The organism is Streptomyces umbrinus (genome assembly GCF_030817415.1).
Lineage (GTDB): Bacteria > Actinomycetota > Actinomycetes > Streptomycetales > Streptomycetaceae > Streptomyces > Streptomyces umbrinus_A.
The window spans coordinates 2,626,247-2,650,085 of record NZ_JAUSZI010000002.1; the positions used below are offsets into that span (position 1 = coordinate 2,626,247).

General features: G+C 70.8%; 17 protein-coding genes. 11 read left to right on the forward strand and 6 right to left on the reverse strand.

Features of this window, described 5'->3' with window-relative positions:
• Positions 1 to 615: 615 nt before the first annotated feature.
• From QF035_RS12045 to QF035_RS12055, 3 genes are all read left to right on the forward strand, one after another.
• Positions 616 to 1,377, forward strand: a complete 762-nt coding sequence (locus tag QF035_RS12045; RefSeq protein WP_307520157.1) for a collagen-like protein — start codon at positions 616 to 618, stop codon at positions 1,375 to 1,377.
• 329 nt (positions 1,378 to 1,706) lie between these two features.
• The gene (locus tag QF035_RS12050; protein WP_307520158.1) at positions 1,707 to 3,671 is read left to right on the forward strand and encodes a sialidase family protein; all 1,965 of its coding nucleotides are present in this window, start codon (positions 1,707 to 1,709) and stop codon (positions 3,669 to 3,671) included.
• Between the two features lie 10 nt (positions 3,672 to 3,681).
• Positions 3,682 to 4,917, forward strand: a complete 1,236-nt coding sequence (locus QF035_RS12055) for a DUF4185 domain-containing protein (RefSeq protein ID WP_307520160.1) — start codon at positions 3,682 to 3,684, stop codon at positions 4,915 to 4,917.
• Here the strand turns inward: QF035_RS12055 and QF035_RS12060 are convergent.
• Positions 4,856 to 5,899, reverse strand: a complete 1,044-nt coding sequence (locus QF035_RS12060; RefSeq protein WP_307520162.1) for a bile acid:sodium symporter family protein — start codon at positions 5,897 to 5,899, stop codon at positions 4,856 to 4,858. The genes QF035_RS12055 and QF035_RS12060 overlap by 62 nt on opposite strands.
• A gap of 146 nt (positions 5,900 to 6,045) precedes the next feature.
• Here QF035_RS12060 and QF035_RS12065 point away from each other — a divergent pair, with 146 nt between their 5' ends.
• Positions 6,046 to 6,912, forward strand: a complete 867-nt coding sequence (locus QF035_RS12065; RefSeq protein ID WP_307520163.1) for a LysR substrate-binding domain-containing protein — start codon at positions 6,046 to 6,048, stop codon at positions 6,910 to 6,912.
• A 110-nt stretch (positions 6,913 to 7,022) separates the two neighbouring features.
• Here the strand turns inward: QF035_RS12065 and QF035_RS12070 are convergent, their stop codons facing one another.
• The gene (locus QF035_RS12070) at positions 7,023 to 7,997 is read right to left on the reverse strand and encodes an Lrp/AsnC family transcriptional regulator (protein WP_307520165.1); all 975 of its coding nucleotides are present in this window, start codon (positions 7,995 to 7,997) and stop codon (positions 7,023 to 7,025) included.
• 138 nt (positions 7,998 to 8,135) lie between these two features.
• Between QF035_RS12070 and QF035_RS12075 the strand changes: the two genes are divergently transcribed.
• The 5 genes from QF035_RS12075 (at position 8,136) to QF035_RS12095 (ending at position 17,160) form a co-directional block, all read left to right on the forward strand.
• Positions 8,136 to 9,629, forward strand: coding sequence for an MFS transporter (locus QF035_RS12075; RefSeq protein ID WP_307520167.1), 1,494 nt, complete (start codon positions 8,136 to 8,138; stop codon positions 9,627 to 9,629).
• A gap of 348 nt (positions 9,630 to 9,977) precedes the next feature.
• The gene (locus QF035_RS12080; RefSeq protein ID WP_307520169.1) at positions 9,978 to 11,804 is read left to right on the forward strand and encodes an AMP-dependent synthetase/ligase; all 1,827 of its coding nucleotides are present in this window, start codon (positions 9,978 to 9,980) and stop codon (positions 11,802 to 11,804) included.
• Between the two features lie 225 nt (positions 11,805 to 12,029).
• Entirely contained in the window at positions 12,030 to 13,286 is a 1,257-nt protein-coding gene (locus tag QF035_RS12085; RefSeq protein ID WP_307520171.1) for an ABC transporter substrate-binding protein, read from the forward strand.
• Between the two features lie 86 nt (positions 13,287 to 13,372).
• Positions 13,373 to 16,339: an ABC transporter permease subunit gene (locus tag QF035_RS12090; RefSeq protein ID WP_307520172.1), complete on the forward strand. Its 2,967-nt coding sequence runs from the start codon at positions 13,373 to 13,375 to the stop codon at positions 16,337 to 16,339.
• Positions 16,336 to 17,160, forward strand: a complete 825-nt coding sequence (locus QF035_RS12095; RefSeq protein ID WP_307520174.1) for an ABC transporter ATP-binding protein — start codon at positions 16,336 to 16,338, stop codon at positions 17,158 to 17,160. Before QF035_RS12090 ends, QF035_RS12095 begins: the two co-directional genes overlap by 4 nt.
• Before the next feature lie 28 nt (positions 17,161 to 17,188).
• Here the strand turns inward: QF035_RS12095 and QF035_RS12100 are convergent, their stop codons facing one another.
• Positions 17,189 to 17,977: a Tat pathway signal sequence domain protein gene (locus QF035_RS12100; RefSeq protein WP_307520175.1), complete on the reverse strand. Its 789-nt coding sequence runs from the start codon at positions 17,975 to 17,977 to the stop codon at positions 17,189 to 17,191.
• 289 nt (positions 17,978 to 18,266) lie between these two features.
• Here QF035_RS12100 and QF035_RS12105 point away from each other — a divergent pair, with 289 nt between their 5' ends.
• Together QF035_RS12105 and QF035_RS12110 are read left to right on the forward strand one after the other, a co-directional pair.
• Positions 18,267 to 19,055 (forward strand): aldo/keto reductase, encoded by a 789-nt coding sequence (locus QF035_RS12105; protein WP_307531059.1) that lies wholly within the window; start codon positions 18,267 to 18,269, stop codon positions 19,053 to 19,055.
• A gap of 295 nt (positions 19,056 to 19,350) precedes the next feature.
• A complete protein-coding gene (locus tag QF035_RS12110; protein ID WP_307520176.1) occupies positions 19,351 to 20,052 on the forward strand; it encodes a glycoside hydrolase family 75 protein in 702 nt (233 codons plus the stop codon).
• 116 nt (positions 20,053 to 20,168) lie between these two features.
• On the opposite strand, the gene QF035_RS12115 is transcribed toward QF035_RS12110, so the two are convergent.
• The 3 genes from QF035_RS12115 to QF035_RS12125 all read right to left on the reverse strand — a co-directional run bounded on the left by QF035_RS12115 (position 20,169) and on the right by QF035_RS12125 (position 23,832).
• Positions 20,169 to 20,870: an SDR family oxidoreductase gene (locus QF035_RS12115; RefSeq protein WP_307520177.1), complete on the reverse strand. Its 702-nt coding sequence runs from the start codon at positions 20,868 to 20,870 to the stop codon at positions 20,169 to 20,171.
• A 101-nt stretch (positions 20,871 to 20,971) separates the two neighbouring features.
• Positions 20,972 to 21,880, reverse strand: coding sequence for a class I SAM-dependent methyltransferase (locus tag QF035_RS12120; protein ID WP_307520179.1), 909 nt, complete (start codon positions 21,878 to 21,880; stop codon positions 20,972 to 20,974).
• Between the two features lie 239 nt (positions 21,881 to 22,119).
• Entirely contained in the window at positions 22,120 to 23,832 is a 1,713-nt protein-coding gene (locus QF035_RS12125; RefSeq protein ID WP_307520180.1) for a glycoside hydrolase family 6 protein, read from the reverse strand.
• Positions 23,833 to 23,839 lie beyond the last annotated feature (7 nt).

The window sequence follows — 23,839 nt, forward strand, 5'->3', positions numbered from 1 at the left end:
TTGGACCCCTTCGCGGCCAACCGGTGGTACAGCCGGATGTGACGCTCCGTCAGCACCCGTCCGGAGGTACGACCGGGGCGGGCGCGTACCCCGGAGGCACTTGCCTCGTTGCTCCGGACAACCTCGAACGGGCCCCGTACGCACGGCCCGTCGTCCAGGTAGGAGGCAGTTACTTGGATGCCGGCACCACCCTGCTCGGCTCGTTACTTGCCTGCGCGGGCGTGCTGGGCGCGGCCGTCGTGGCGTACCTGGGGAAGCGGGGCGAGAACGCCCTGAACGGCTACTCCAGCCTGACCGAGAAGCTCCAGTCCGAGCGCGACCGCAGGCCCTGTCGTCAAACTCCCGCCTGCCCCGCGGCGTCATGCACGCACTCTCGCCGCACCGAGCACAGACCCAAGTACGTCCAGTACGAGGGCCTGTGCCCGGCACGCCGAGAGCACGCACCTGACGCCGCGGGGCCCGCCCTCCGGGCGGACGACGGGAGTTTGACGACAGGGCCTAGCGCCAGATCGCCGAACGCGACACGCGCATCGACGAGTTGTCGACGATGCACACCGCCGACCAGTCGGAGATCGCCCGTCTGCGACTCGACATCCACCGACTGGGAGGTGCGCCGTGACCCGGCTCCAGCGGCTGCTTGCCCCGCGCTGGCGCAGCATCTTCCTCGTCTGCGTGCTGATCGCGCTCTGTGGTGTCGCGGTCATCCTGTGGGCGCGGATCGATGCCGGCGACCGCAGGGCCGACGAGTTGCGCGCCGAGGCGGACCGGCGCGGCGAGGCCGTCTCGACGCCGGCGCAGGACGTACGCGATCTGCGCGCCCAGGTCGAGGCCGGCGGCGGCACCCCGGCGGCACCCGATCCGTCCGACGCCGTCGACGACCTGCTCGACCGGGTGCGCGTGCCGGCCGCCGCCCCCGGCGAGCCCGGCGCCAAGGGCGACCGGGGCGCGACCGGAGCGGGCGGGGCACCCGGTCCCGGCGGCCGGCACGGACCGCGCGGCGAGAGCGGGCCGCCCGGACCGTCGGGCTCTCCAGGCGCTTCCGGGCCCTCCGGAGGGCCCGGCGACCCGGGTCCGGCGGGCGCCGACGGCCTGAACGGGGCGAACGGCGCGGACGGAGCGGGGGGTGCCGCCGGGCCGCCCGGCCCCGACGGCTCCCAGGGCTATCAGGGGCCGAAGGGGGATCCCGGCCCCAAGGGCGAGAAGGGGGAGAAGGGCGACCCCGGGGCCTCGTGCCCGGACGGCTACAGCCTCCAGGCGCCCGCCGGCGACCCGGACGCACTGGTCTGCCGCCGAAGCGGCGGGGCCGCCCCCGCTCCCGAACCGGCGGGGTTCCTCCCGGTGCCGCCGCCACTGCTCCGACGGAGGGAACTCGCCTAGCCCGGCCCGCGTCGTCGCCTGCCCGCGGCACCCGGTGTTCCACAGTCTCCGGGCGGGCGCCCAGGATCACGGAACGGAACCCGCCCGACCGCCGGAACGCGAACCGCCCGACCGCCGAGGGGAGGCGCACACCACCAAGCGGCACCGAGCCCTCGTCCGCCGTGCGCCAACTCCCCCCGGGACGACCCGTGCACGCTTCTTGTGGGGTGCCTGAGAGCCCAAGTACCGTCTGTGGCGCGCACGTTGGACGTGGGATGTCCAGATGTCCAGACCTATCTCGATGTCCTGATGTATCCAGATGTCCAGACGCATGAAGGGCAGGTCGCACCATGCCGTCAAGTCTTCGCGCACATCTCAGATCCACTGCTCGCGCACGCCTCGGCTCCACCCTGACAGCGGTTCTCACCGCCGCCGCGCTGCTCGGACTGCCGAGCACCGCGCACGCCCAACCGACCGACGGGCCCGCCGAATCCGCGAGGTCCACCGCGTCTTCCGTGTCCGCCGCGGCTTCCGCGTCCACCGCCCCCACCGGGTTCGAGCAGCAGGTGCTCTTCAAGGCCTCCCAGGATCCCGGTTACGCCTGCTACCGCATCCCTGCCGTCGTGAAGACCACGAAGGGCACGCTGCTGGCGTTCGCCGAGGGCCGGGTGAACGACTGCAGCGACGCCGGCGACATAGACATCGTGCTCAAGCGCTCCACCGACGGCGGCCGCACCTGGGGCCCGCTCCAGGTCGTCAACGAGGGCGCGGGCGACACGCACGGCAACCCCGCCCCGATCGTGGACCGCGAGACCGGCCGCGTCGTGCTGGCGGAGACGTACAACACGGGCCGTCCGGGCGGCGGCAACTGCGATGTCCCGTGCGACCGCACCCCGCACATGCAGCACAGCGACGACGACGGCCGCACCTGGTCCGAGCCGCGCGACCTCAGCGACGAGATCCTGCCCGCCCACTGGAACTCCTGGTACGCGACCGGTCCCGTCCACGGCATCCAGCTGACTCGGGGCAGGCACGCGGGCCGACTGGTCTTCGGGGTCAACACCGAGACCTGGAACGGCAGTCGAGTCTCCGCCAACCACGCCGCCCTCATCGTCAGCGACGACGGCGGCGACCACTGGCGGATCGGGGCGACGGACTCGTGGCCGATCGCGGACGACGGCACGTTCCGGCAGAAGCCGTCCGAGATGACGATGACCGAGGGCGCCGACGGGACGATCCTCGTCAGCGGCCGCGAGCAGGACGGCACCGATCTCGGGCACCGCACGCAGGCGTTCAGCCGCGACGGCGGCAACAGCTTCACCTCGCCCTTCCGTGCGCTCCCGGACCTCTACACGCCCCAGGTGCAGGGCTCCACGCTGCGGTTGGGCAACCGGATCCTGCTCGCCTGCCCCGGCGACCCGGACCGCCGCCGCACGATGATGGTCCGCTCCTCCTACGACGGCGGGCGCACCTGGGACAGCGTGGACCGCGGCACGGTCGTCACGACCGACTGGTCCGGCTACTCGGACATGGTGGGCATCGGCGGCAGCGCGGTGGGCCTGATGTACGAGGGCGGCGCCGTGGACGCGCGCGACGAGATCCGGTTCGCGCGGTTCACCGAGGACTGGCTGCAACCCCGCCGCGGCCCCGACCCGACCACCGTCGACCGTGCCCCGCACGCACCCCGCGCCACGGTCCTCGGCGGGGCCGAGGAGACGGACGGCGTGTTCGGCGGCGCCCTCGAGTTCGACGGCACCGACGACGCCGTACGCCTGCCCTACCGCGACGAACTGCCGCTCGGGGCAAAGGACTTCACCGCGTCGCTGTGGTTCCGCTACACCGCGACCACCGGTGAGCAGCCGCTGCTGTGGATGGGCGGGGTCGGCGGCACCCAGCCGCAGGTGTGGCTGCGCGGCGAACCCGCGAGCGGGCGCATCCAGGGGCTGATCACCGTGCGGGACGGCGCGAGCGCCCCGCGGTCCGCGTCCGTGCGCACGACCGGCGCGTACAACGACGGTCAGTGGCACCATCTGGCGCTGCGCCGCGGCGGTGGACAACTCACGCTGTTCATCGACGGGACCTCGGTCAGCACCGCGGACGTGCCGGGTTCCGTGAGCCGCAACGCGCCGTTCGGTGTGCACATCGGGCAGAAGCTGGACAGCCGGGCGCACTTCACCGGCGCGATCGACGACGTCCGGGTCTACGACCGGGCGCTGAGCGACGCCGAGTTGACCAGTGTCCGCACGAGCGACGCGCCTGTGACCCGGGACACCGTGCTGTGGCTGCCCATGGACCGGGTGAGCGGCAGCCACTAACGTCCCGGGCGTGCCCGACGACGCACGAGCACGACAGCGCACGGGGACCGGGCTGGGCCTGCTCCTGGCCCTGGTCCTCGGCGCCGTGCTGCTCACCGCCCTCCCGGAGGACGACGACCGGGAGGGCGCCTGCCAGGCCCGTACGGTCGCCTCCTGGTCCCCGGACCGGGACCTCACGGGCGAGTTCGCGCGGTACGGGGACGACGCCTCGCGGGCCGACGACTGGACCGGCGGCGACGGCACGCACTCGGTGCGGCTGCCGGACGGCCGGGTGCTGTGGCTGTTCTCGGACACGTATCTCGGCCAGGTGTACCGCCCGCCCAACCCGGCGGGCGAGTCCTACGCGTGGCGGGACACCACCGCGCCCCTGGTGCGCAACTCGGCCGTGGTCATGGACGACGGCCGTCTCCAACGCACGCTGCCCGCACCGCTGTTCGCGGACCCGGCCCCCGGCCAGTGGCGCTGGCCGGTGGCCGCCCGCGTCGAGCCCCGCTCCCCCGGCTCGTCCGAGCAGGTCGTACGGGTCGTGCTGTGGACGCGAACGACCGGCACGTACCCCTGGATCTACGGGGTGCCGACGGCCACCGAGGTCGCCACGCTCTCGCTGCCCGACCTGCGGCTCGAAGGCATCGTGCGGGTCCTCGACCAGCAGCGGGTCCAGGACCCGGCGAAGCGGGTGCTGTTCGGCACGACCGCGCTGACCGACGACGGGGACTGGTCGTACGTCTTCGGCGGCGACGACGCGCGGGCGGCCGCCCAGCCGGCGTCGAAGGCGTACGTCGCGCGTGTGCCCCGGGGCCGGCTCGCGGATCCCGGCGCGTGGCGGTACTGGGACGGCGAGCGGTGGACCATCCCCTCGCTCATGAAGCCCGTGCTGGGCGACGGCGGGCGGAAGGGGGTGGGCAGCGCCTTCACGGTCGCCCGCGACGGGGGCACGTATGTGCTGTTCACGATGGCGGCGGGCGCCGAGGGGCTGACGACCGTCACCTCGTACTGGGCGTGCTCCCCCACCGGGCCCTGGCACGGGCCCGGCAAGGGCTTCAGCCCGCCGCTGCCGGAGCAGGGGGCGGGCGTGGCCGCGTACAACCCTCAGCTCCATCCGACGGTGAGCCGCGGCAGGCTCGTGCTCAGCTACGACGTCAACTGGCTGGACGCGAACGGCGGGGTCACGGCACAGGCGAACCTCAGCCGGAACGTGTCCCTGTACCGACCGCGATTCGTGACTCTGCGGCTGGGGCCGGGGTGACGGGCCGCTCCGCCTCGGGGTCGCGGGAGCGGCGTTTGGCGATGACCGCGCAGACCATGAGCTGCATCTGGTGGAAGAGCATCAGCGGCAGGACGGCCAGAGAGGCGTGGGCGCCGAACAGCACGCTCGCCATGGGCAGTCCGGACGCCAGGGACTTCTTCGACCCGGCGAACTGGATGGCGATGCGGTCCTCGCGGTTGAAGCCGAGCGCCTTCGAGCCGTACCAGGTGATCGCCAGCATCACGGCGAGCAGCACGGCCTCGACCGCCAGCAGACCGCCCAGGCGCAGCGGGCTGACCTGGTGCCAGATGCCCTGCACCATGCCCTCGCTGAACGCGGTGTAGACGACGAGCAGGATCGAGCCGCGGTCGACGTATCCGAGGACCTTCTTGTGGCGCGCGATGAAGCCGCCGATCCATCGCCGCAGCAACTGCCCGGCCAGGAACGGCACGAGCAGCTGGAGCACGATCTTGAGGAGCGAGTCGGCGGAGAATCCGCCGCCGCTGCCGCCGAGGAGGGCCGCCGCGAGCAGCGGGGTGAGCACGATGCCCACGAGGGAGGAGAAGGAGCCCGCGCAGATCGCGGCCGGAACGTTTCCGCGCGCCATCGAGGTGAAGGCGATCGAGGACTGGACCGTGGACGGGACCAGGGTGAGGAAGAGCAGACCGGTGTAGAGCGAGTGGTTCAGGACCACCGGTTCGAGGCCGCGGGCCGCCAGGCCGAGCAGCGGGAACAGTACGAACGTACAGGCCAGGACCGTGATGTGGAGCCGCCAGTGCCGTACGCCGTCCATCGCCTCACGGGTGGACAGGCGGGCCCCGTAGAGGAAGAAGAGGAAGGCGATCGCCGCGGTGGAGGCGCCGGACGCGACCTCGGCTCCGGTCCCCCGGGCGGGCAGAAGGGCGGCGAGCCCCACCGTCCCGAGCAGCAGCAGGATGTACGGGTCGATCGGCAGCCAGGACGGCCACTTCAGGCGTTTCACGGTGCTCCGTTGCTCAGTCGATCAGTCGGTTCAGCGCCGGCGGTTCAGCGCCAGCTCGTGCCCTCTCCATCGTCCTCCTCGGACCCTTGATCGGGAATCCGTCATACCACTCTGACTGTCATCATGAATCGCGATAGCCTGAGGGTGTGTACGACCCTTCACAGCTGCGAACGTTCCTGGCGGTGGCCCAGACGCTGAGCTTCACTCAGGCGGCCCGGCGGCTCGGGCTGCGCCAGTCCACGGTCAGCCAGCATGTGCGGCGCCTGGAGGACACCGCCGGGCGGCAGCTGTTCTCGCGGGACACCCACTCCGTGGAGCTGACGGAGGACGGCGAGGCGATGCTCGGCTTCGCGCGCCGCATCCTGGAGGCCCACGAGCAGGCGGCGGCGTTCTTCACGGGGACGCGGCTGCGCGGCCGGCTGCGCTTCGGCGCCTCGGAGGACTTCGTCCTCACCCGCCTCACCGAGATCCTGGAGGGCTTCCGTCACGACCATCCGGAGGTCGACCTGGAGCTGACGGTCGAGCTCTCGGGCACCCTGCACGAGCAACTGGCCGAAGGAAAGCTCGACCTGGTGCTGGCCAAGCGCCGCCCCGAGGACCCGCGCGGCGAACTGGTCTGGCACGACCGCCTGGTCTGGATCGGCGCGGAGCGGCTCCGGCTGGACCCCGAGCGTCCGGTCCCGCTGATCGTCTACCCGCCGCCGGGCATCACCCGCGCCCTCGCCCTTGAGGCGCTGGAACGGCAGGGCCGCGCCTGGCGCATCGCCTGCACCAGCGGCAGCCTCAACGGCCTCATCGCGGCCGCCCGGGCGGGCCTCGGCGTCATGGCCCACTCCCGCGGCCTCGTCCCCCCGGGCCTCGTCCGCATCCCCGACCGCGCCGGCCTCCCCGAACTCGGCGAGGTCGACTTCGTCCTCGTACACGCCAAACGCCACACGGCGGCCAAGAGCGCGGCGGACGCGCTGGCGTCGTCGATCCTGGCGGGCGGAGTCGGACTTCACCGAACTCGCTGAGTCCCGGGGGGCGTCCCTTCAGGGGCGCGGGGCTGTCACATCATGCGGCTCCGCCGCGCGGGCGCGACAAGCCACAACGAACCCGCAGACACAACGCACCCCGCGAAGCGCTAACGCGTCCGCTGCTGATAGGTCAGCTGCTTCACCCGCCGCAAGAACGGCGACGTCTCCACATGCTGCACCCCCTCAAGCCGCCCAAGCGTCCGACTCACATACGCGTAGAGCGCGGCGGTATCCGGCGCGACAACGGTGGCGACCAGATTGGACGGCCCCGCCGTAGCCGCCGCATGCGCGATCTCCTCGTGCTCGGCGAGTACACTCCCCACCGCGTCCATCGCCCCCGGCGCCGCCGTGATCCACAGGATGGCCCCGACGGAGAACCCGACCAGCGTGGTGTCGTACTCGATGTCGACGAACAGCGCACCGGAGCCGAGCAGTTGGCCGAGCCGCCGCTTGACGGCGGACTCCGACCGCCCGGTGGCCCGCTGCAGCTCCGGGTACGTGGCACGGCCGTCCCGTTCGAGGGCGGCGACCAGCGGCTCGTCCTCGGCGGTGATCCGCGCGGGCCCGGCGTCGGGAACCGGCGCCGGCCGCAGCGCGGCGACCTGCTCACCGGTGAGCGGCCCGTGCTTGACCAGCCAGCCCACCGGGCCGCCGAAGAACGTGTGCAGCAGCTGGAAGGCCCGGATCTCCACGATGTGCGGCGTCCGCGGAAGCTTGCCGAGCAGCAGGTCGTCCTGATCGCCCGCGGTACGGGGCCGGGTCATGCAGACGACCTCCGTGCCGCCCGAGGTAAGGCCGATCCAGGCCGTGTCGGGGCGGCGCGCCAGGGCGTTCGCGATGGTCTCCGCGCCGTCCGGCGCGCAGCGCAGCCGGAGGATCCAGTCCTCCCGGCCGAGCTTCCTGTTGTTGCGTACGGCGACGACCCGCAGGCCGCCCTCGGAGAGCAGCCTGCGGTAGCGGCGGGCCACGGTCTGGTCCGAGACGCCGAGGGCGGCGGCGATGCGGCTGAAGGGGGCACGTCCGTCGATCTCCAGTGCGTGGAGGAGTTCCACGTCGAGCGCGTCGAAGGTGGGGGATTCCATCGGTGGACCGCATTTCCGTGTCGGTATCTGCCGTCATTTCGTCACCGATCACCTGGATCGTCCGGCGGCGTCTCATCGTACGAGGGACGCACGGAGAGGCACGCACGAGGCGTGCCGTGGGACGAGGAGTTGTTGAGGATGCGTACATGGGGACCGCTCACGGCGGTCTGTCTGGGCACGTTCATGCTGCTGCTGGACGTGACGATCGTGATCGTGGCGCTGCCCGACATCGCGCGGGCGCTGGACGCCTCGCTGAGCGATCTGCAGTGGGTCGTCGACGGGTACGCGCTCGCGCTCGCCGCGCTGTTGCTCGCGGCGGGCGCGGCGGCCGACGTGCTGGGCCGGCGCCGGGTGCATGTGGTGGGTGTCGTGCTGTTCGCGGCGGCCTCGCTGTGGTGCGGGCTCGCGTCCGGGCCGGGGATGCTGGTGGCGGCGCGCGGGGTGCAGGGGGTGGGCGCGGCCGCGATGTTCGCGACGACGCTGCCGCTGCTGGGCTCGGTGTACCAGGGAGGGCAGCGGTCGGCCGCGCTCGGCGTGTGGGGCGCGGTGAGCGGTTCCGCGGCCGCGGTCGGGCCGCTGGTCGGCGGGCTGCTCGCCGAGGGGCCCGGCTGGCGGTGGATCTTCTTCGTCAACCTGCCGGTGAGTGTGGCCTCGGTGTGGCTGACCCTGCGGGTGGTGCCCGAGTCGCGCGGCCCACGCGAGATGCGGGTGGACTGGGCGGGTACGGCGACGTTCGCGTGCTTCGCGGGGGCGACGACATACGCGACGGTGCGGGCCGGGTCGGACGGCTGGACGTCGACGCCCACTGTGGTGTCGTACATGCTCGCGGCGCTCTCGCTGCTCTGCTTCGTCCTCGCCGAGCGGCGGGCGGCCCATCCGCTGCTCGATCTCGCACTGCTGCGCAGGCCGGCGTTCGTGGGCGTGATGCTGGGCGCGCTGGCCTTCAACGCGGCGGCGTTCGGCGTGATCCCGTATCTCTCGATCTGGCTGCAGACGCTGGAGGGGATGAGCCCGGTGCGGGGCGGTCTTGTGCTGCTGCCGCTGACCGGGGCCTCGGTCGTCGCGTCTGTGCTCGTCGGCAAGCTGCTGCACGGCGTCCCGGCGCGGATCACCGTCGGCGGCGGGCTGCTGCTCATCGGGGCCGGCATGTTCTGCCAGGCCGTGCTCGACGCGGGCACCACCTGGACGGTCCTCGTGCCGGGTCTGGTCCTGGTGGGCCTCGGTACGGGTCTGGTCGCCCCGACGCTCGCGGGCGCCGCGCTGGCCACCGTACGGCCCGAACGCGCGGGCATGGCCGGCGGCGCGGTCAACACCTCGCGGCAGCTCGGGTACGCGCTCGGCGTGGCCGTCTTCGGCACGGTCCTCACGTCCCGGATGCGGGACACCCTCCCGCACGAGGCCGCCCACACCCTCGCGGGCGGCGGTGCGGAGGCCCTGCGGGGCACCTTCTCCCCCCACACCCTCCACGCGGCCTTCGCCTCGGGCCTGAACACGGCAGCCGTGGTGGCGGGTGTGACGGGAACGCTCGCGGGTGCGCTGATCCTGTTGCTGGTGCGCGCACCTCGCCCACACCCGACCCCACCGCTCGACAGCCCGGCCCCGGAGGAGAGGGTCCCGGCACCGCGCCCCTAGGGGCGCGGGGAACTGCGCGACCAGCCCCCACGAACCCGCAGGTCACAACCGACAAACCCGCGGCAACGGCCGTCTGCCGTGCGCCCCCGGTCGTGGGCTGAGCGCGCAGTTCCCCGCGCCCCTGACGGTGCGCAGCGCGGCGTAAGTGGCTCGTACAGATTCCGTGGAGATTACGGGTCCGAAACTTACGGAAGAGTAAGGATTCTGTCCCGGCCAGCACCCTTGTGGCCGTATTTCAACGGTTGACCAGTGCGTACCCCCGCCCTCACACGGATTCGGCGCCCCTCCCGCCGAGGAGCATGGTGGGGTAGCTTTCACGGCGCTGTGGAGCACCACAAGGAGCGGGGATTGCGCGAGTTCACCAACCCTCCCCTGGCGTCGGCACCGCCGGTGGGCGGCCTGGCCGATGCCGTGTTCGAACATGCCCAGGAGGATCCGCTCTACATCGCGCTCGGCCGCAAGGACGACGAGGGCCAGTGGCGCGATGTGACGTCCGCCGAGTTCCGGGACGAGGTCCTGGCGCTGGCCAAGGGTTTGCTCGCGCACGGCATCCGCTTCGGCGACCGGGTCGCGATCATGTCCCGTACGCGCTACGAGTGGACCCTCTTCGACTTCGCGCTCTGGTCGATCGGCGCGCAGGTCGTGCCCATCTACCCCACCTCGTCGGCCGAGCAGGTCTTCTGGATGCTGCACGACGCGCAGGTGTCGGCCGCGATGGTGGAACACGAGGACCACGCGATGACCATCGCCACGGTCATCGACCGGCTGCCGACACTGCACAAGCTGTGGCAGCTGGACACGGGCGCGGTGCAGGAGTTGTACGAGGCCGGCGGGCACATCGACGACGAGGTGGTGCACCGGCACCGGCGGGCGGTCACGCCCGAGTCGACGGCGACGATCATCTACACGTCCGGAACGACCGGCCGCCCCAAGGGCTGTGTCCTCTCCCACGCGAACTTCATGTTCGAGTCGGACACGGTCACCGAGCGCTGGGAGCCGCTGTTCCACTCCAAGCGCGGCGACCAGGCGGCCACCTTGCTGTTCCTGCCGCTGGCGCACGTCTTCGGGCGGATGGTGCAGGTCGCGGCGATCCGCGGGCGGGTCAAATTCGGCCATCAGCCGCAGTTGAACGCGGCGGCCCTGCTGCCGGATCTGGCCGCTTTCCAGCCGACGTTCTTTCTCGCGGTGCCCTACATCTTCGAGAAGGTCTTCAACGCGGCGCGCAGGAAGGCGGAGCGGGAGGGCAGGGCAGGCCCGTTCGAGAAGGCCGTCGAGGTCGCCGTGCGCTACGCGGACGCGGCGGAGGCGAAGGCGTGGGGCATCGGCCCCGGCCCCTCGGCGGCGCTCCGGGTGCAGCACCAGCTGTTCGACAAGCTTGTCTACTCCAAGATCCGGGCCGCGATGGGCGGTCGCATCAAGCACGCGATGTCCGGCGGCTCGGCGATGGACCGGCGGCTCGGGCTGTTCTTCGCGGGTGCCGGTGTGCAGATCTACGAGGGGTACGGGCTCACCGAGTCCACGGCGGCCGCGACCGCCAACCCGCCCGAGCGCACCCGGTACGGCACCGTCGGGCAGCCCATCCCGGGCACGACCGTGCACATCGCGGACGACGGCGAGATCTGGCTGAGCGGCTCCAACATCTTCCAGGGGTATCTCAACGACCCGAAGGCCACCGACGCGGCCCTGCACGACGGCTGGCTCGCCACCGGTGACCTGGGCGCGCTCGACGAGGACGGCTATCTCACCATCACCGGGCGCAAGAAGGAGATCCTGGTGACCTCCGGCGGCAAGAGCGTCTCGCCGGGGATCCTGGAGGAGCGGGTGCGTGACCATCCGCTGGTCGCGCAGTGCATCGTCGTCGGCAACGACCGGCCGTACATCGCCGCGCTCGTCACGCTCGACGGGGAGGCCGTCGAACACTGGCTGCAGATGCGGGACAAGCCCCAGCTGTCTCCGTCGGAGCTGGTCCGGGACCCCGATCTGGAGACCGAGGTGCGCCGCGCCGTGGTCGCCGCGAACACCCTCGTCTCCCAGGCCGAGTCGATCCGCACGTTCCGGATACTGGCCCACCAGTTCACCGAGGAACACGGGTTGCTCACGCCCTCCCTGAAACTGAAGCGCAAGGCGATCGAGAACGCGTACGGGGCAGAGGTCGAGGCGCTCTATCGGGCCTGACGGCCGATGCGCGCCGGGCGACCGCGTCGTGTGTGAGCTGCGCGTTGAGTGTGGCTGGTCGCGCCCACGCGGCGGAGCCGCACAATGTCACAGCCCCGCGCCCCCAAAGGGGCATGCCTCAGCTCGACCATTCCTGATGGATCGTCAGGTATCGATGCGTCAGATATTGACGGGTCGTCAGATCGCACGGATTATTTCGGTCACCCGACGGAGGGGGACCCGACTGTGTCGCGACCGACCCGTACCATCGCCGCCGCGGTGGCCGTAACCGCACTACTGCTGGCGAGCGCCTGCAACTCCGCCTCCACCACAGGGAGTTCGGAGGCCGAGGATTCCGTACGCGGAGTCTCCGACACCTCCGTCAAGGTGGGCGGCATCGTGTCGATGACCACCGCCAGCGGATACTCGAAGAAGGACACCGACCTCGGGGCCAGGGCCCGCTTCGACCGCGCGAACGCCGAAGGCGGTGTGAACGGGCGGAAGATCGACTATCTGGGCGCCGAGGACGACGGCCAGGATCCGGCCAAGAACCTCACGGCGGCCCGCAAACTCGTCCAGCAGGACAAGGTGTTCGCGATCGCGCCGATGAGTTCGACGACGTTCTCCGGCGCGGACTTCCTGCAGAAGCAGAAGGTCCCCACCTTCGGCTGGGGCACCCTGCCGTCGTTCTGCGGGCCCACGTACATCTACGGTTTCGGCGGCTGCATGGTGCCGATGCCCGGCGGCACCATCTCGCAGACGTGGCCCGAGGGTCTGAAGAAGGTGCTGGGCGGCTCGGCGGGCAAGAGCGTGGCGATCCTCGCCAACGACAGTGACGCCGGGACGTTCGCCATCCGCACGTACAGGCAGAGCTTCGCGTCGGCCGGATTCAAGGTGACGTTCGCGAAGCCGTCGGTGCCCGCGACCTCCGTGCCGAACGACTGGTCGGCGTACACGAAGGAGATCCTGCGCAGCAACGGCGGCAAGGCGCCGGACGCGGTCGTCTCGGTGATGCAGACCCCGTACAACATCGGCCTGTTCACTGCGATCAAGCGCACGGGGTACTCCGGGCTGCTCACCGATCCGACCGACTACGACCCCGGGCTGCTCGCGAAGAGCGCGACGAAGAAGGCGCTCGACGGGGTCCATGTCCTGCTGTCGTTCCAGCCGTTCGAGCAGGACAGCGCGGCGATGACGCAGTTCAAGGAGGACATCAGGAAGGCGGCCGGCAAGGACGTGCCCCTGAACATGCACATGATGACGGGCTATATGTCGGCCGATCTCTTCCTCGCCATCGCCGAGAAGGCGGGCAAGGACCTGACGGTGGCGTCCTTCCAGAAGGCGGCGGACGGATTCTCGGACACCGGCACGATGGTCGGCGACCGGGCGGAGCCCAAGGGGCAGAAGGAGTCGTTCGGCTGCGGGGCGCTCGTCCAGCTCAAGGACGGGAAGTACGCCGTCTCGTCGCCCTTCGAGTGCTATCCGCCGATCCCCTTCAAGTAGACCCGCCTTCAGGTGGGCGCGACTTCAAGTAGGCACGACCGAAGGCGACTTGGCGACTCAGGTATTTGGGGATTTGGGGACTCGGCATGGCGGACCTTCTCGGATTCGTACTGAGCGGACTGGTGTCGGGTGCGCTGTACGCGCTGCTCGCCACCGGTCTGGTGCTCTCCTACTCGGCCTCGGGCCTCTTCAACTTCGCGCACGGCGCGACCGCCTACCTGTGTGCGCTCGCCTTCTACGAGCTGCACTCGGGCTTCGGCTGGCCCGCCGTACCGACGGCCGTGCTGCTGGTCTGTGTGGCGGCACCCGCGCTGGGCTGGGGTCTCGACCGGCTGATGTTCCGCAAGCTGGCGCGGGTCGGTGAGACGGCCCAGATCGTCGCCACCATCGGGCTTTTGGTGGCGCTGCCCGCGCTCGGGCTGTGGATCGTCGAGCTGCTGGAGGACGCGGGCGCGTCGGTGAAACCGGCCGAGAACCAGTTCGGGCTGCCCGGTGTCGGGCCGAGTCCGGCGAAATCCTGGCAGCTGACGGACGGCGTGGGGATCGACTCGGACCAGCTGATCACCTGGATCGCGACGGCCGTGGTGGCCGTCGGCCTCTGGATCCTGATGCGGCACACCCCGCTGGGGCTGAAGCTCCGGGCTGCCGTCGACGACCGTTCGCTGGTGGAGCTGCGCGGGCTGAGCGCGGACCGGCTGTCGTCGATCGCGTGGATGCTGTCGTCGGCCCTCGCGGGCCTGGCGGGCGTCCTGGCCACCCCTCTTCTCGGCCTGTCCGCCCACGACTTCACGCTCTTCCTCTTCGTCTCGGCGACGGCGGCGGTGCTCGGCCGCTTCGTCTCCATCCCGCTGGCGTTCGCGGGCGGGCTCGGGCTCGGGGTGCTGCAGAACCTGGTCGCCGGGTACGCGAACTTCGCCGAGCGGATCACCGGTTTCCGTACCGCCGTACCGTTCCTGATCCTCTTCGCCGGCCTGCTCCTACTGACCAGGCGCAGCCGTACGGCGGGGACGGCGGCCGTGGACGCGCCACCGGTCGACTATCTGGCGGGCCGGTCCCGGCTTCGGCGCTGGGGACCGTGGGCGGCGGCCGCCGTGCTGCTCGCGGCGGCCTTCTACACGGTGACGACCCCGTTCTGGAGCGGCATCCTCGCCCAAGGGCTCGCCCTTTCCCTGGTGTTCGTCTCCTTCACGGTGGTTACGGGGCTCGGCGCGATGGTGTCGCTGGCGCAGGCGACCTTCGTGACCGGGGCGGCGCTGGTGGCGGGGCTGCTGATGAGTCATGGCTGGCCGTTCGTGGCCGCGGCCGCCGTGGGGACGTGTGCGGCGGCCGTACTCGGCGCCCTGGTGGCGCTTCCGGCGCTGCGGCTCGGTGGCCGCTCGCTCGCCCTCGCGACTCTGGCGCTCGCCTTCCTGGCGGACCAAGTCCTTTTCCAGGTCGGCTGGTTGAGGAACGGCGACACGGGGTGGTCGATCCCCCGACCGGTCTTCGGTCCGGTGGATCTCAACGACGACCGGGCGTTCGGTGTCGCACTGCTCGTGCTGGTCACCGCCGCCGTCGCCGCGCTCAGCGCGCTGCGCGGCTCGCCGTCCGGGCGGGCCATGCTCGCGGTGCGCTCGGCGCCCGCGGCCGCGATGGCCTCCGGCGTGTCGGTCGTCCGCACCAAGCTGGTGCTGTTCACCCTGTCGGCCGGGCTCGCGGGCTTCGGCGGCGTGATGTACGCGTCCTACAACACCCGTGTCACCGCTACCGACTTCACCGCGATGACAGGACTGATCTGGCTCGCGGTGGTCGTCGCGGCGGGCCTGCGTCGGCCGCAGTTCGCCGTCGTCGCCGGGCTCGTCTACGCCCTCGTACCGCACCTCGTCTCCGACTACGTCACCGAGTCCGTCCACCTCCCGGTGATCCTCTTCGGCCTGGCGGGCCTGGCACTGGCGAACGATCCGGACGGGTACTGCGCGGCGGTGTCGGTGCGGGTGCATCGGAGGCGGTTGGTGCGTGGGGGCCCGGATGCGACCGGGGCCAGGACCTGGATGGGTGCGAGGGCGGAGGCAGAGACCGGGGCGGCAACTGGCGTGACAGGCGCCGAGTCCGAAGCAGCGAGTGGTGCGACGGGCGGCACGGTCGGGACACCGAGCGGGAGCCGGGCCGAGGTGTTCCGGGCTCCGAGCGGGAGTCCGACGGGGGCGCCGAGTGGGGATCCGACCGGTGTCGCCGAAACCGGCGCCCCGTCGGCGGCGCCCTCCTCCCCCACCGATGCGACGCCCGCCCTCGAACTCCGGGCCGTCCGTGCCGGATACGACGGTGCGCCCGTCCTGCACGGGGTGGACCTCGCCGTACACCCCGGCGAGATCGTCGCGCTCCTGGGCCCGAACGGGGCCGGGAAATCGACGACATGCCGTGTCGCGGCGGGCCTGGTCGGTCCGCTCGGCGGCCAGGTGTACGTGGCCGGGCGCGACGCCACCCGCGAGGGAGCCGTACGCCGGTCGCGCGCCGGGGTGGTCCTGGCACCGGAGGGGCGGGGCCTCTTCCCGGCGCTCACCATCGAGGAGAACCTCGCCCTGTACCTGAGGGAGAAGGACCAGCGCGAAGCCGTGTACGAGCGGTTCCCCGGCCTCGCCGGACGACGTGGCGTGCCCGCGGGGTCCCTCTCCGGCGGCGAACAGCAGATGCTCGCCCTCGCCCCGCTCCTCCAACGCCCCCCGAAGGTCCTGATCGCGGACGAACCGTCCCTCGGCCTCGCCCCGCGCATCGTCGAGGAGGTGTTCCGCCTCCTCACCGAACTCCGCGACACCGGAACGGCGTTGCTCCTGGTCGAGGAGAAGGCGACCGAGGCGCTCGGGGTCGCGGACACGGTCGCGTACCTCGCGCAGGGGCGGGTGACGTGGTGCGGCCCCCGGGCATCCGTGGAGACGGCCCGGCTGACGGAGGCGTATCTGGGTTTGGCGGCCACGCCCGAGGCGGATACCGGTGCCGACCTGGATTCCGATCCAGACCCCACGTCCCCCATGAACCCGACCATCCCGTCCCAGACCCGGGGAGGAGTCCGGCCATGAGCAGCACCCCCGCGCTCTCCGTACCGTCCGAGCCCTCCGCACCCACCGCACCCCCCGCCCTCCAGGCCACCGGCATCGGCGTCCGCTTCGGCGGTGTCCGGGCGCTCGACGACGTGAGCCTCACTCTCCGTCCCGGGGAGATCTGCGGGCTCATCGGCCCCAACGGTGCCGGAAAGACGACCCTCTTCGACGTGCTCTCCGGTATCCGGCGCCCCGACGAGGGCCGGGTCCATCTCGACGGCACGGACGTCACCCGCCGCTCCCCCGTGTGGCGCGCCCGCCACGGTATGCGCCGCACCTTCCAGCGCCAGCAGCTGTTCGGCCAGCTCACCGTGGCCGACAACCTGGTGGTGGCCCAGGAGTGGCGCGGCGGCGGAGGCGGACTCGCCGCCGATCTGCTGGCGTCCCCGACACGGCGTACGTACGAGCGGGACCGCCGCGCCCGGGCGGCCGCCGTCCTGCGTACCTGCGGGCTCGACGACCTCGGTGAGACCTTCGCCGGCGCCCTGCCGGTGGGCCGGGCCCGCATGGTCGAACTGGCGCGGGCGGTGGCGGACCCGCCCGGGGTGCTGCTGCTGGACGAGCCCGCGTCCGGGATGACGGCCGACGAACGCCGTCACCTGTCGTCCGTCATCCGCCGGCTCTCCGAGGAGGAGGGCTGTGCCGTCCTCCTCGTCGAGCACAACGTCGCCTTCGTCATGGAACTGTCCGCCCGGATCGTCGTACTCGACCTGGGCCGCGTCCTCGCCGAGGGCACCCCCGCCGAGGTCCACGCCGACCGGCGGGTGCGGGACGCGTACCTGGGCACGACCGCGGACTGACGGCCCGCACCAGCCACACGCACGCGGCTCACACCAACTGGTAACCCCGCATGTTCGAGAGCAGCAGATAGCAGTCCTGGAGGGACCCGGACGTGTCGCCGAGGGAGCGGTAGATGCCCCACTTGGGGCGTACGCGGTCGGCCAGAAACGTGTCCACGCCCGTGCGTGACGCGTCGACGACCGTCGTCGAGCCGTTCTTCAGGATCCAGCGGACCGAACCGGCCGAGCCGTTGCCGACCTTGATCTGGAAGTCGACGTCGATCCACTTGTTGTGCAGGGGTTCGAGGTTCGTGCGGCCGACGAGGATGTCGCTCTCGAAGAGCTTGAGTTCGATGGTCTGCACGCCGTTCACCCGCCGGAGCGACTGCACGACGATCGGCGAGCTGCCGGCGCCGGGCTGCTTCATCTGCATGATGTGGGTGAAGGTGGTGGTCGCCTTCAGGGAGCTGGGGATGTACATCGAGTACGTCACCCGCCAGGTCTGGCCCTCGGTCCACTTGAGGTAGTTGCTGCCTGAGCCGTTGCGCAGGCCGGTGACCTCGTGCCGTTGGCGGTCCGTCGACGTGTCGCGGTCGACGGTGTGCATGTTGAACCGCCAGTTGTCGCCCGTGGCGAAGATGTGCGGGGAAGCCGCGGGGTGAGAGTCCGCGCGGTCGTCCTCCAGGGTCTCGAAGGCGCCGAGCCCGTTGGTGCGCGCCGACGGGGACCACTTCAGCTGCCAGGACGCGGCGGGTGCCGCGAGAGCGGGTGAACCGACGGCCGCGGCGGCCACGCCGCCCAGTGCCGCGCCGAGCAGGTTCCTACGTGTGGGGGTCATGGGTCCCTCATCCTCGTCGTCGGGTTCATATACGTGCACCCCGTTCACCAACATGCAAAGAGTCCTCGGCATGACAGGACGCGGTCAATGGTTCGGACCTATGAACCCGGGTAGGTTTCCGGCCAATCTCCGATCCATTCGGCGCAGACACGGGACCGAAATGACCGAAAAACGGCACAGGAATGCGCGACGGCCCGTGATCGTTGACGATGGGAGTACCACCCGACGACTGAAGGATCGAGAGCTCGTGAGCAAGGTCCCCCCGATCATCCTGAACAACGGCGTCGAGATGCCCCAGCTGGGCTTCGGGGTCTGGCAGGTGCCGGACGACGAGGCGGAGCGGGCCGTCGCCACCGCGCTGGAGGCCGGGTACCGCAGCATCGACACCGCGGCGATCTACGGCAACGAAAAGGGCACCGGCAGGGGCCTCGCCGCCTCCGGCGTCGCCCGCAAGGATCTCTTCGTCACCACCAAGCTCTGGAACGCCGACCAGGGATACGACTCGACACTGCGCGCCTTCGACGCGTCCTTGGAGAAGCTCGGCCTCGACTACGTCGACCTGTACCTCATCCACTGGCCGATGCCGGCCAAGGAGAAGTACATCGACACGTACAAGGCCTTCGAGAAGCTCTACGCGGACGGCCGTGCCAAGTCGATCGGTGTCTCCAACTTCCTTCCGGAGCACCTGGAGAAGCTGATCGACGCGACGTCCGTCATTCCGGCCGTCAACCAGATCGAGCTGCACCCGCACCTCCAGCAGCACGCGTCCCGCGAGTACCACGCGGAGCAGGGCATCGCCACCGAGGCCTGGTCCCCGCTCGGTTCGGGCAAGGGCCTGCTGGAGGTCCCGGCGATCGTGGCCATCGCCCAGAAGCACAACCGCACGCCGGCCCAGATCGTCCTGCGCTGGCACATCCAGCTCGGGAACGTGGTGATCCCCAAGTCCGTGACCCCGTCCCGGATCAAGGAGAACATCGACGTCTTCGACTTCTCCCTCGACACCGAGGACATCGCCGCGATCAGCGCGCTCAACGAGGACCGCCGGGTCGGCTCGAACCCGGCGAACGTCAACGACTGACCGTACGGTCGCACGACACGGACGTACGACACGCGGCACCGGAAGCCGTCGCCCGACTCGCTCGGGCGGCGGCTTCGTCATGTGTCCGGTGTGTTCGGGGCCGACACGGTGTCGTGGATGCGGCGGCCGGGTGAGACAAGGCGCGGCATCCTCGCCGACGGGAGGGGGATCGGTCAGGCTCGCCCGAGTACCCGTTCAGCGAACACACATATGTCCCCGTCGATGTCCCCCTACACGTCGGATGCACGTCGCCCCGCCGCGTGACGTCCCCAAGGCCCAGAAGGGTCCTCCCACAGTGCGCACTCGAACACTGACCCTCGCCGCCGCAGCCGCCGGCACCGCGCTGATCGCCGCCGCGGCCCTTCCGGCGGGCGCCACCCCCGTACAGGCTCCGGAGGGTACGGTCACCGCCGCCGACCTCCTCGCCGAGATGACGTCCTGCTCGCAGATCTCGAACGGCAAGTACGGCCTCGACGTGGGGGCGCCGGCCACCGTCCCCGTGTGCGGCATGAACGGCGCGGTCTTCTGGAAGGCCGACATGGACATCGACTGCGACGGCCAGGTCACCACCGAGTGCAACAAGCGCACCGATCCGTGGTTCCAGGACCAGACGGCCTTCCACCAGTCCGACGGCAGACCGCTGAACTCCGAGGAACTCCCGTACGTCGTGGTGCCCGGCCCCAGCGGCATCTGGAACTACACGAGCTCCGGCATCAGGGGCGGCAGCGTGGCTGCGGTGATCCACGGCGACGACGTCCAGTACGCGGTCGTCGGTGACACGGGCCCCACGAAGATCATCGGCGAGGCCTCGTACGCCACCGCGCGCGCCCTCGGCATCAATCCCGACCCGGCGACCGGCGGCGCGGCCTCCGGAGTGACGTACATCGTCTTCACCAACTCCCGGGTCTCCCCCATCGAGGACCAGGAAGCGACGGCGTCCCTCGGCGAGGCGCTGGCGGAGCAGTTCCTTGAGGACAACCAGGAATCAAGCAACTGAGAACCGGCGAACCAGCGAGCCGGAGGAGATGAGAGGCCGGTCCGGCCGCGGACGCTACCGCGGCCGGACCGGCCTCTCATCTCCTCCGGCTCGAACCGGCTCGGACCGGCTGCTCATCAGACCGGCTGGCCGATCGGCCGTACGACGACGGTGTTCACGTCCACCCCGGTCGGCTGCCGGATCGCCCAGACGACCGACTCCGCGAGCTGGTCGGAGGTGAGCAGATGCCCGGGCGGCAGGCTGCCGTAGCTGTCCCAGAACGGTGTCTCCACGCGGCCGGGCGAGATCAGGGTCACGCCCACGCCGTACTCGGTGACCTGCCGCCGGGTGTTCTCGGCGAGCCCGGTCACGGCCCACTTCGTCGCTCCGTAGATGTTGCCGGGCCCGTGGACGTGGCCCGCGACGCTGCCGACGAGCACGATCCGCCCCCGCGTCTCCTTCAACTGGTCGATCGACGCCCGGATGAGCAGCGCGGGGCCGAGCACATTGGTGAGCACCATGTCCCGCCACCCGGCCGGATCGCCCTCGGCGACGGTGTCGTGCGTGGCGTACCCGGCGTTGGCGACGACGGTGTCGAGCCGTCCGAACTCCTTCACCGTCGCCTCGACGGCCGCCTGGACGTGGTCGTAGTCGGCCGCGTCGCCCCTGATCGTCAACAGCCCCTCGGGCTTGCCGAGTTGTTCGGCGAACCCGCGCAGCCGCTCCTCCCCGCGCCCCGTCACCGTCACCCGGTGCCCGGCGTCGAGCAGTTGCCGCGCCACCGCCGCGCCGATCCCGCTGCCGCCGCCGGTGATCAGCGCCACTGGTGAGTCAGTCATGAGTTCCCCCAAGCCGTGTCCGTGTCGTGTCCGTCACGAAGTGCGTGGAGTCCATCACTTGGAGAGCACTCGATGTCAACACATCTGTGGAGCGCGAAGCGCTAAGCCTTCACCCCGACATACACGGTCATCGCGGCAAGCACGAACACATCGGGCCGGTGGTACACGCTCGCCTTGTCGTCCGCGTCGAGAAGCCGGTCGAGCAGAGCGAGATCATCGGGCTCAAGGCCCTCCGCGAGCCCGGTCCGGCGGTGGCCGAGGCTGGTCGCGACGAAGGCGCGGCCCTCCTCCGACAGCGGCGCGGGCAGATCGAGCAGGAACGTACGGGTCGCCGCGTGCCGCAGGCCGACGGCCGTCAGGAGGCCGGCCCAGTCCTCGGTCTCCTCGGCCGCCCCCGGCAGCTCACGCCGCATCCGCGTGAACCACTCCTGCTCGACCGCGTCCACCCGGGCCTGCAGACCGGGCCGGCCGATGCCGATGTCGCGCGGAAGGTAGCGCGAGGGCAGGCCGCCCTCCAGCAGGGCGAGAACCCCGCCGGGCGCGAGCCGCTCGGCGAATCCGGCGAGGGTGGCCCGCTGGTCGCCGACGTGGTGCAGGGACCGGCTGGCCCAGAGCAGATCGGCCGGGTACTCCAAGTCGCCCAGCCCGTCGCCGAGTTCGGCCTCCAGTGTGCTGAAGCGGTCGGCGATCCCGAGGCGGGCGGCACGGGCGTGGGCCGCCTCCAGGAGGGGCCCTGCACCGTCCACGGCGACGACCCGCGCCTTGGGGAACGTGTCGGCGAGCAGACAGGAGATGACACCGGGACCGCTGCCCGCGTCCACGATCATCTCGGGCTCCGGCTGCCGCTCCCGCAGCCAGCCCGCCGCCTCCGCGTAGAGCGGCGTGAACAGCTCGGCCTCCTGCTCCAGCATCGGAAGCATCTCGGCGAAGTCGATGTGGGTGTGCGTGTGGCCGTGCCCCTGGCCGTGTTCGTGACCGTGTTCCTCGTGCTGTCCGTGGTCGTGTCCCATGGTTCCAAGCCTCTCGTCCGGGATACGGACAGCGTGCTACCACCTCCCCAAAACAGCTACTCGCCTTGCGGAAACAGCAAAGAGTCCCCCACGCCCCCTTTCAGGGGGCGCGGGGAACGGCGCACCTTTCAGGGGCGCGGGGAGCTGCGCATTCTTTTAGGGGCGCGAGGAACTGCGCGACCAGCCGCACTCAGCCGGCAGACGAACCACCAGCTCAGGTGACCCGCGCCAGCGGAAGGTCACAACGCCGGATACGCGTTCTTCATGAGCTCCTGGAACTGCGCCGAGAACCAGTGCCCGGACAACGGCGCGTTCCCCAACGCACCCGACATGTTGTTGTTGTTCCGCGGGTTGCCGGTGTACGTCGGGTCGCACATCCGGTCGAAGCCCTTGCCCTCGTCGTTGGGGATGGCGGTGCTCGACCCGTCCGACTCACCCGGCGGCTTCATCCACACGTACGCGTCGATGCCGGTCGCCGGTGAGGCCTGCGGCCGTTCGCCGAGGCCGGCGCCCGACTGGTTGCACCAGTTGCCGAGGTGGATGCGCCGGTCGTAGCGGCCCCCGTCGACATAGGTGTCGACGTTGGTCGTCGCCCCGGGACCGGTGGGCCTGGCCGTGCCGCCCCAGCCGTTGCGGGAGGTGTCGATCAGCATGCCGATCCCGGACGGGAAGCCGATCGAGACCAGTTGGTTGCGCATGGCCTGCGCGTACGACTGCTCGTCGACGTACCGGTTCCAGTCGATCCACTTCGACGTACGGACCGACGCGCCGTTGACGGAGTCGTTGATCGTGAAGTGGTTCTCCTTGAGGGCGCTGTAGTTGGCGGTGTTCACGATGAAGCCGTGCACATCGGCGACGGTCGCGCCCTCGGCGGTGGCCGCCTCCTTGAACAGGGCTGCGGAGGGTGCGAAGTTGTCGTCCCAGCCGAGCCAGCCGTGGTGTCCGGCGTCCACGTAGTTGTAGACGTTGGGCACGTCGCCGAGCTTGTTCAGCGCGTAGCCGACGCCCTTGACGTAGTTGCCGTTCGCCTTCATCGTGTCGCAGTTGGCGGTGGCGGTGGCACGGGGCGAGACGTTGGTGACGAGGTTCGGCAGGGAGTCGATCTCGACGGTCGTGACGATCCGCAGACCCGCGTACTTGCTGTCGGCGAGGATCGCCGCGATCGGGTCGATGTACTGGGTCTTGTACTTGTCGATCTCCGTCGGACCGAGTTCGCCGTTGGAGGCGAGGGCCGCGCAGTCACGGCCCGGCAGGTTGTAGATGACCAGTTGGACGACCAGTTCGTCGGAGCCCTTCTGCGCGAGCGCCGCGTCCAGGTGGGCGCGCAGGCCCATGCCGCCGTTCACGCCGTTGATGGCGGCGATCCGGTCGAGCCATACGCCGGTCGGCTGGTTGGCGATCCGGCTGCCCCCGGTTTCCGCGGTGGCCTTCGCCTTCCACTCCGGGTTCACGTACACCTTGGCGCCCGCGTACGGGTTGTCGACCTTGGCGCCCGGGGCCGGCGGGTCCGTGGGTCCGGGGCCGCTGCCACCGTCGTCGACGTTGCAGGTCACGCCGTCCAGGGTGAACGTGGTGGGCAGCGCGTTGGTGCCGCCGTAGGTGCCGTTGAAGCCGAAACTGACCGAACTCCCGGTCCCCAGCGTGCCGTTGTAGCTCTCGTTGGCCGCCGTGACGGCGGTGCCGCTCTGGCTGAGCTTCGCGTTCCAGCCGCTGGTGACCTTCTGGTTTCCGGCGTACGACCATTTCACGGCCCAACTCGACTTGGCCGCGCTGTTGTTGGTGACGGTGACCGCGGCGGTGAAGCCGGAGTCCCACTGGTTCTGCACCTTGTAGTCGACGGTGCAGGGAATGGCGGCCACGCCGACATCCGCGGGTATCGCCGCGACGGCGGCGCCCGCGGTGCCGGCGGCCAGCGCCACCGCCGCGAGGATTGCTGTTCTGGTACGGCTCATGTGCGGG

What these genes read in the sequence shown, in the direction of transcription:
- QF035_RS12050 (WP_307520158.1), top strand. Translation starts at nt 1,707, where the DNA reads ATGCCGTCAAGTCTTCGCGCACATCTCAGATCCACTGCTCGCGCACGC.
- QF035_RS12070 (WP_307520165.1), bottom strand. Translation starts at nt 7,997, where the DNA reads ATGGAATCCCCCACCTTCGACGCGCTCGACGTGGAACTCCTCCACGCA.
- QF035_RS12075 (WP_307520167.1), top strand. Translation starts at nt 8,136, where the DNA reads ATGCGTACATGGGGACCGCTCACGGCGGTCTGTCTGGGCACGTTCATG.
- QF035_RS12090 (WP_307520172.1), top strand. Translation starts at nt 13,373, where the DNA reads ATGGCGGACCTTCTCGGATTCGTACTGAGCGGACTGGTGTCGGGTGCG.
- QF035_RS12095 (WP_307520174.1), top strand. Translation starts at nt 16,336, where the DNA reads ATGAGCAGCACCCCCGCGCTCTCCGTACCGTCCGAGCCCTCCGCACCC.
- QF035_RS12100 (WP_307520175.1), bottom strand. Translation starts at nt 17,977, where the DNA reads ATGACCCCCACACGTAGGAACCTGCTCGGCGCGGCACTGGGCGGCGTG.
- QF035_RS12105 (WP_307531059.1), top strand. Translation starts at nt 18,267, where the DNA reads ATGCCCCAGCTGGGCTTCGGGGTCTGGCAGGTGCCGGACGACGAGGCG.
- QF035_RS12115 (WP_307520177.1), bottom strand. Translation starts at nt 20,870, where the DNA reads ATGACTGACTCACCAGTGGCGCTGATCACCGGCGGCGGCAGCGGGATC.
- QF035_RS12120 (WP_307520179.1), bottom strand. Translation starts at nt 21,880, where the DNA reads ATGGGACACGACCACGGACAGCACGAGGAACACGGTCACGAACACGGC.
- QF035_RS12125 (WP_307520180.1), bottom strand. Translation starts at nt 23,832, where the DNA reads ATGAGCCGTACCAGAACAGCAATCCTCGCGGCGGTGGCGCTGGCCGCC.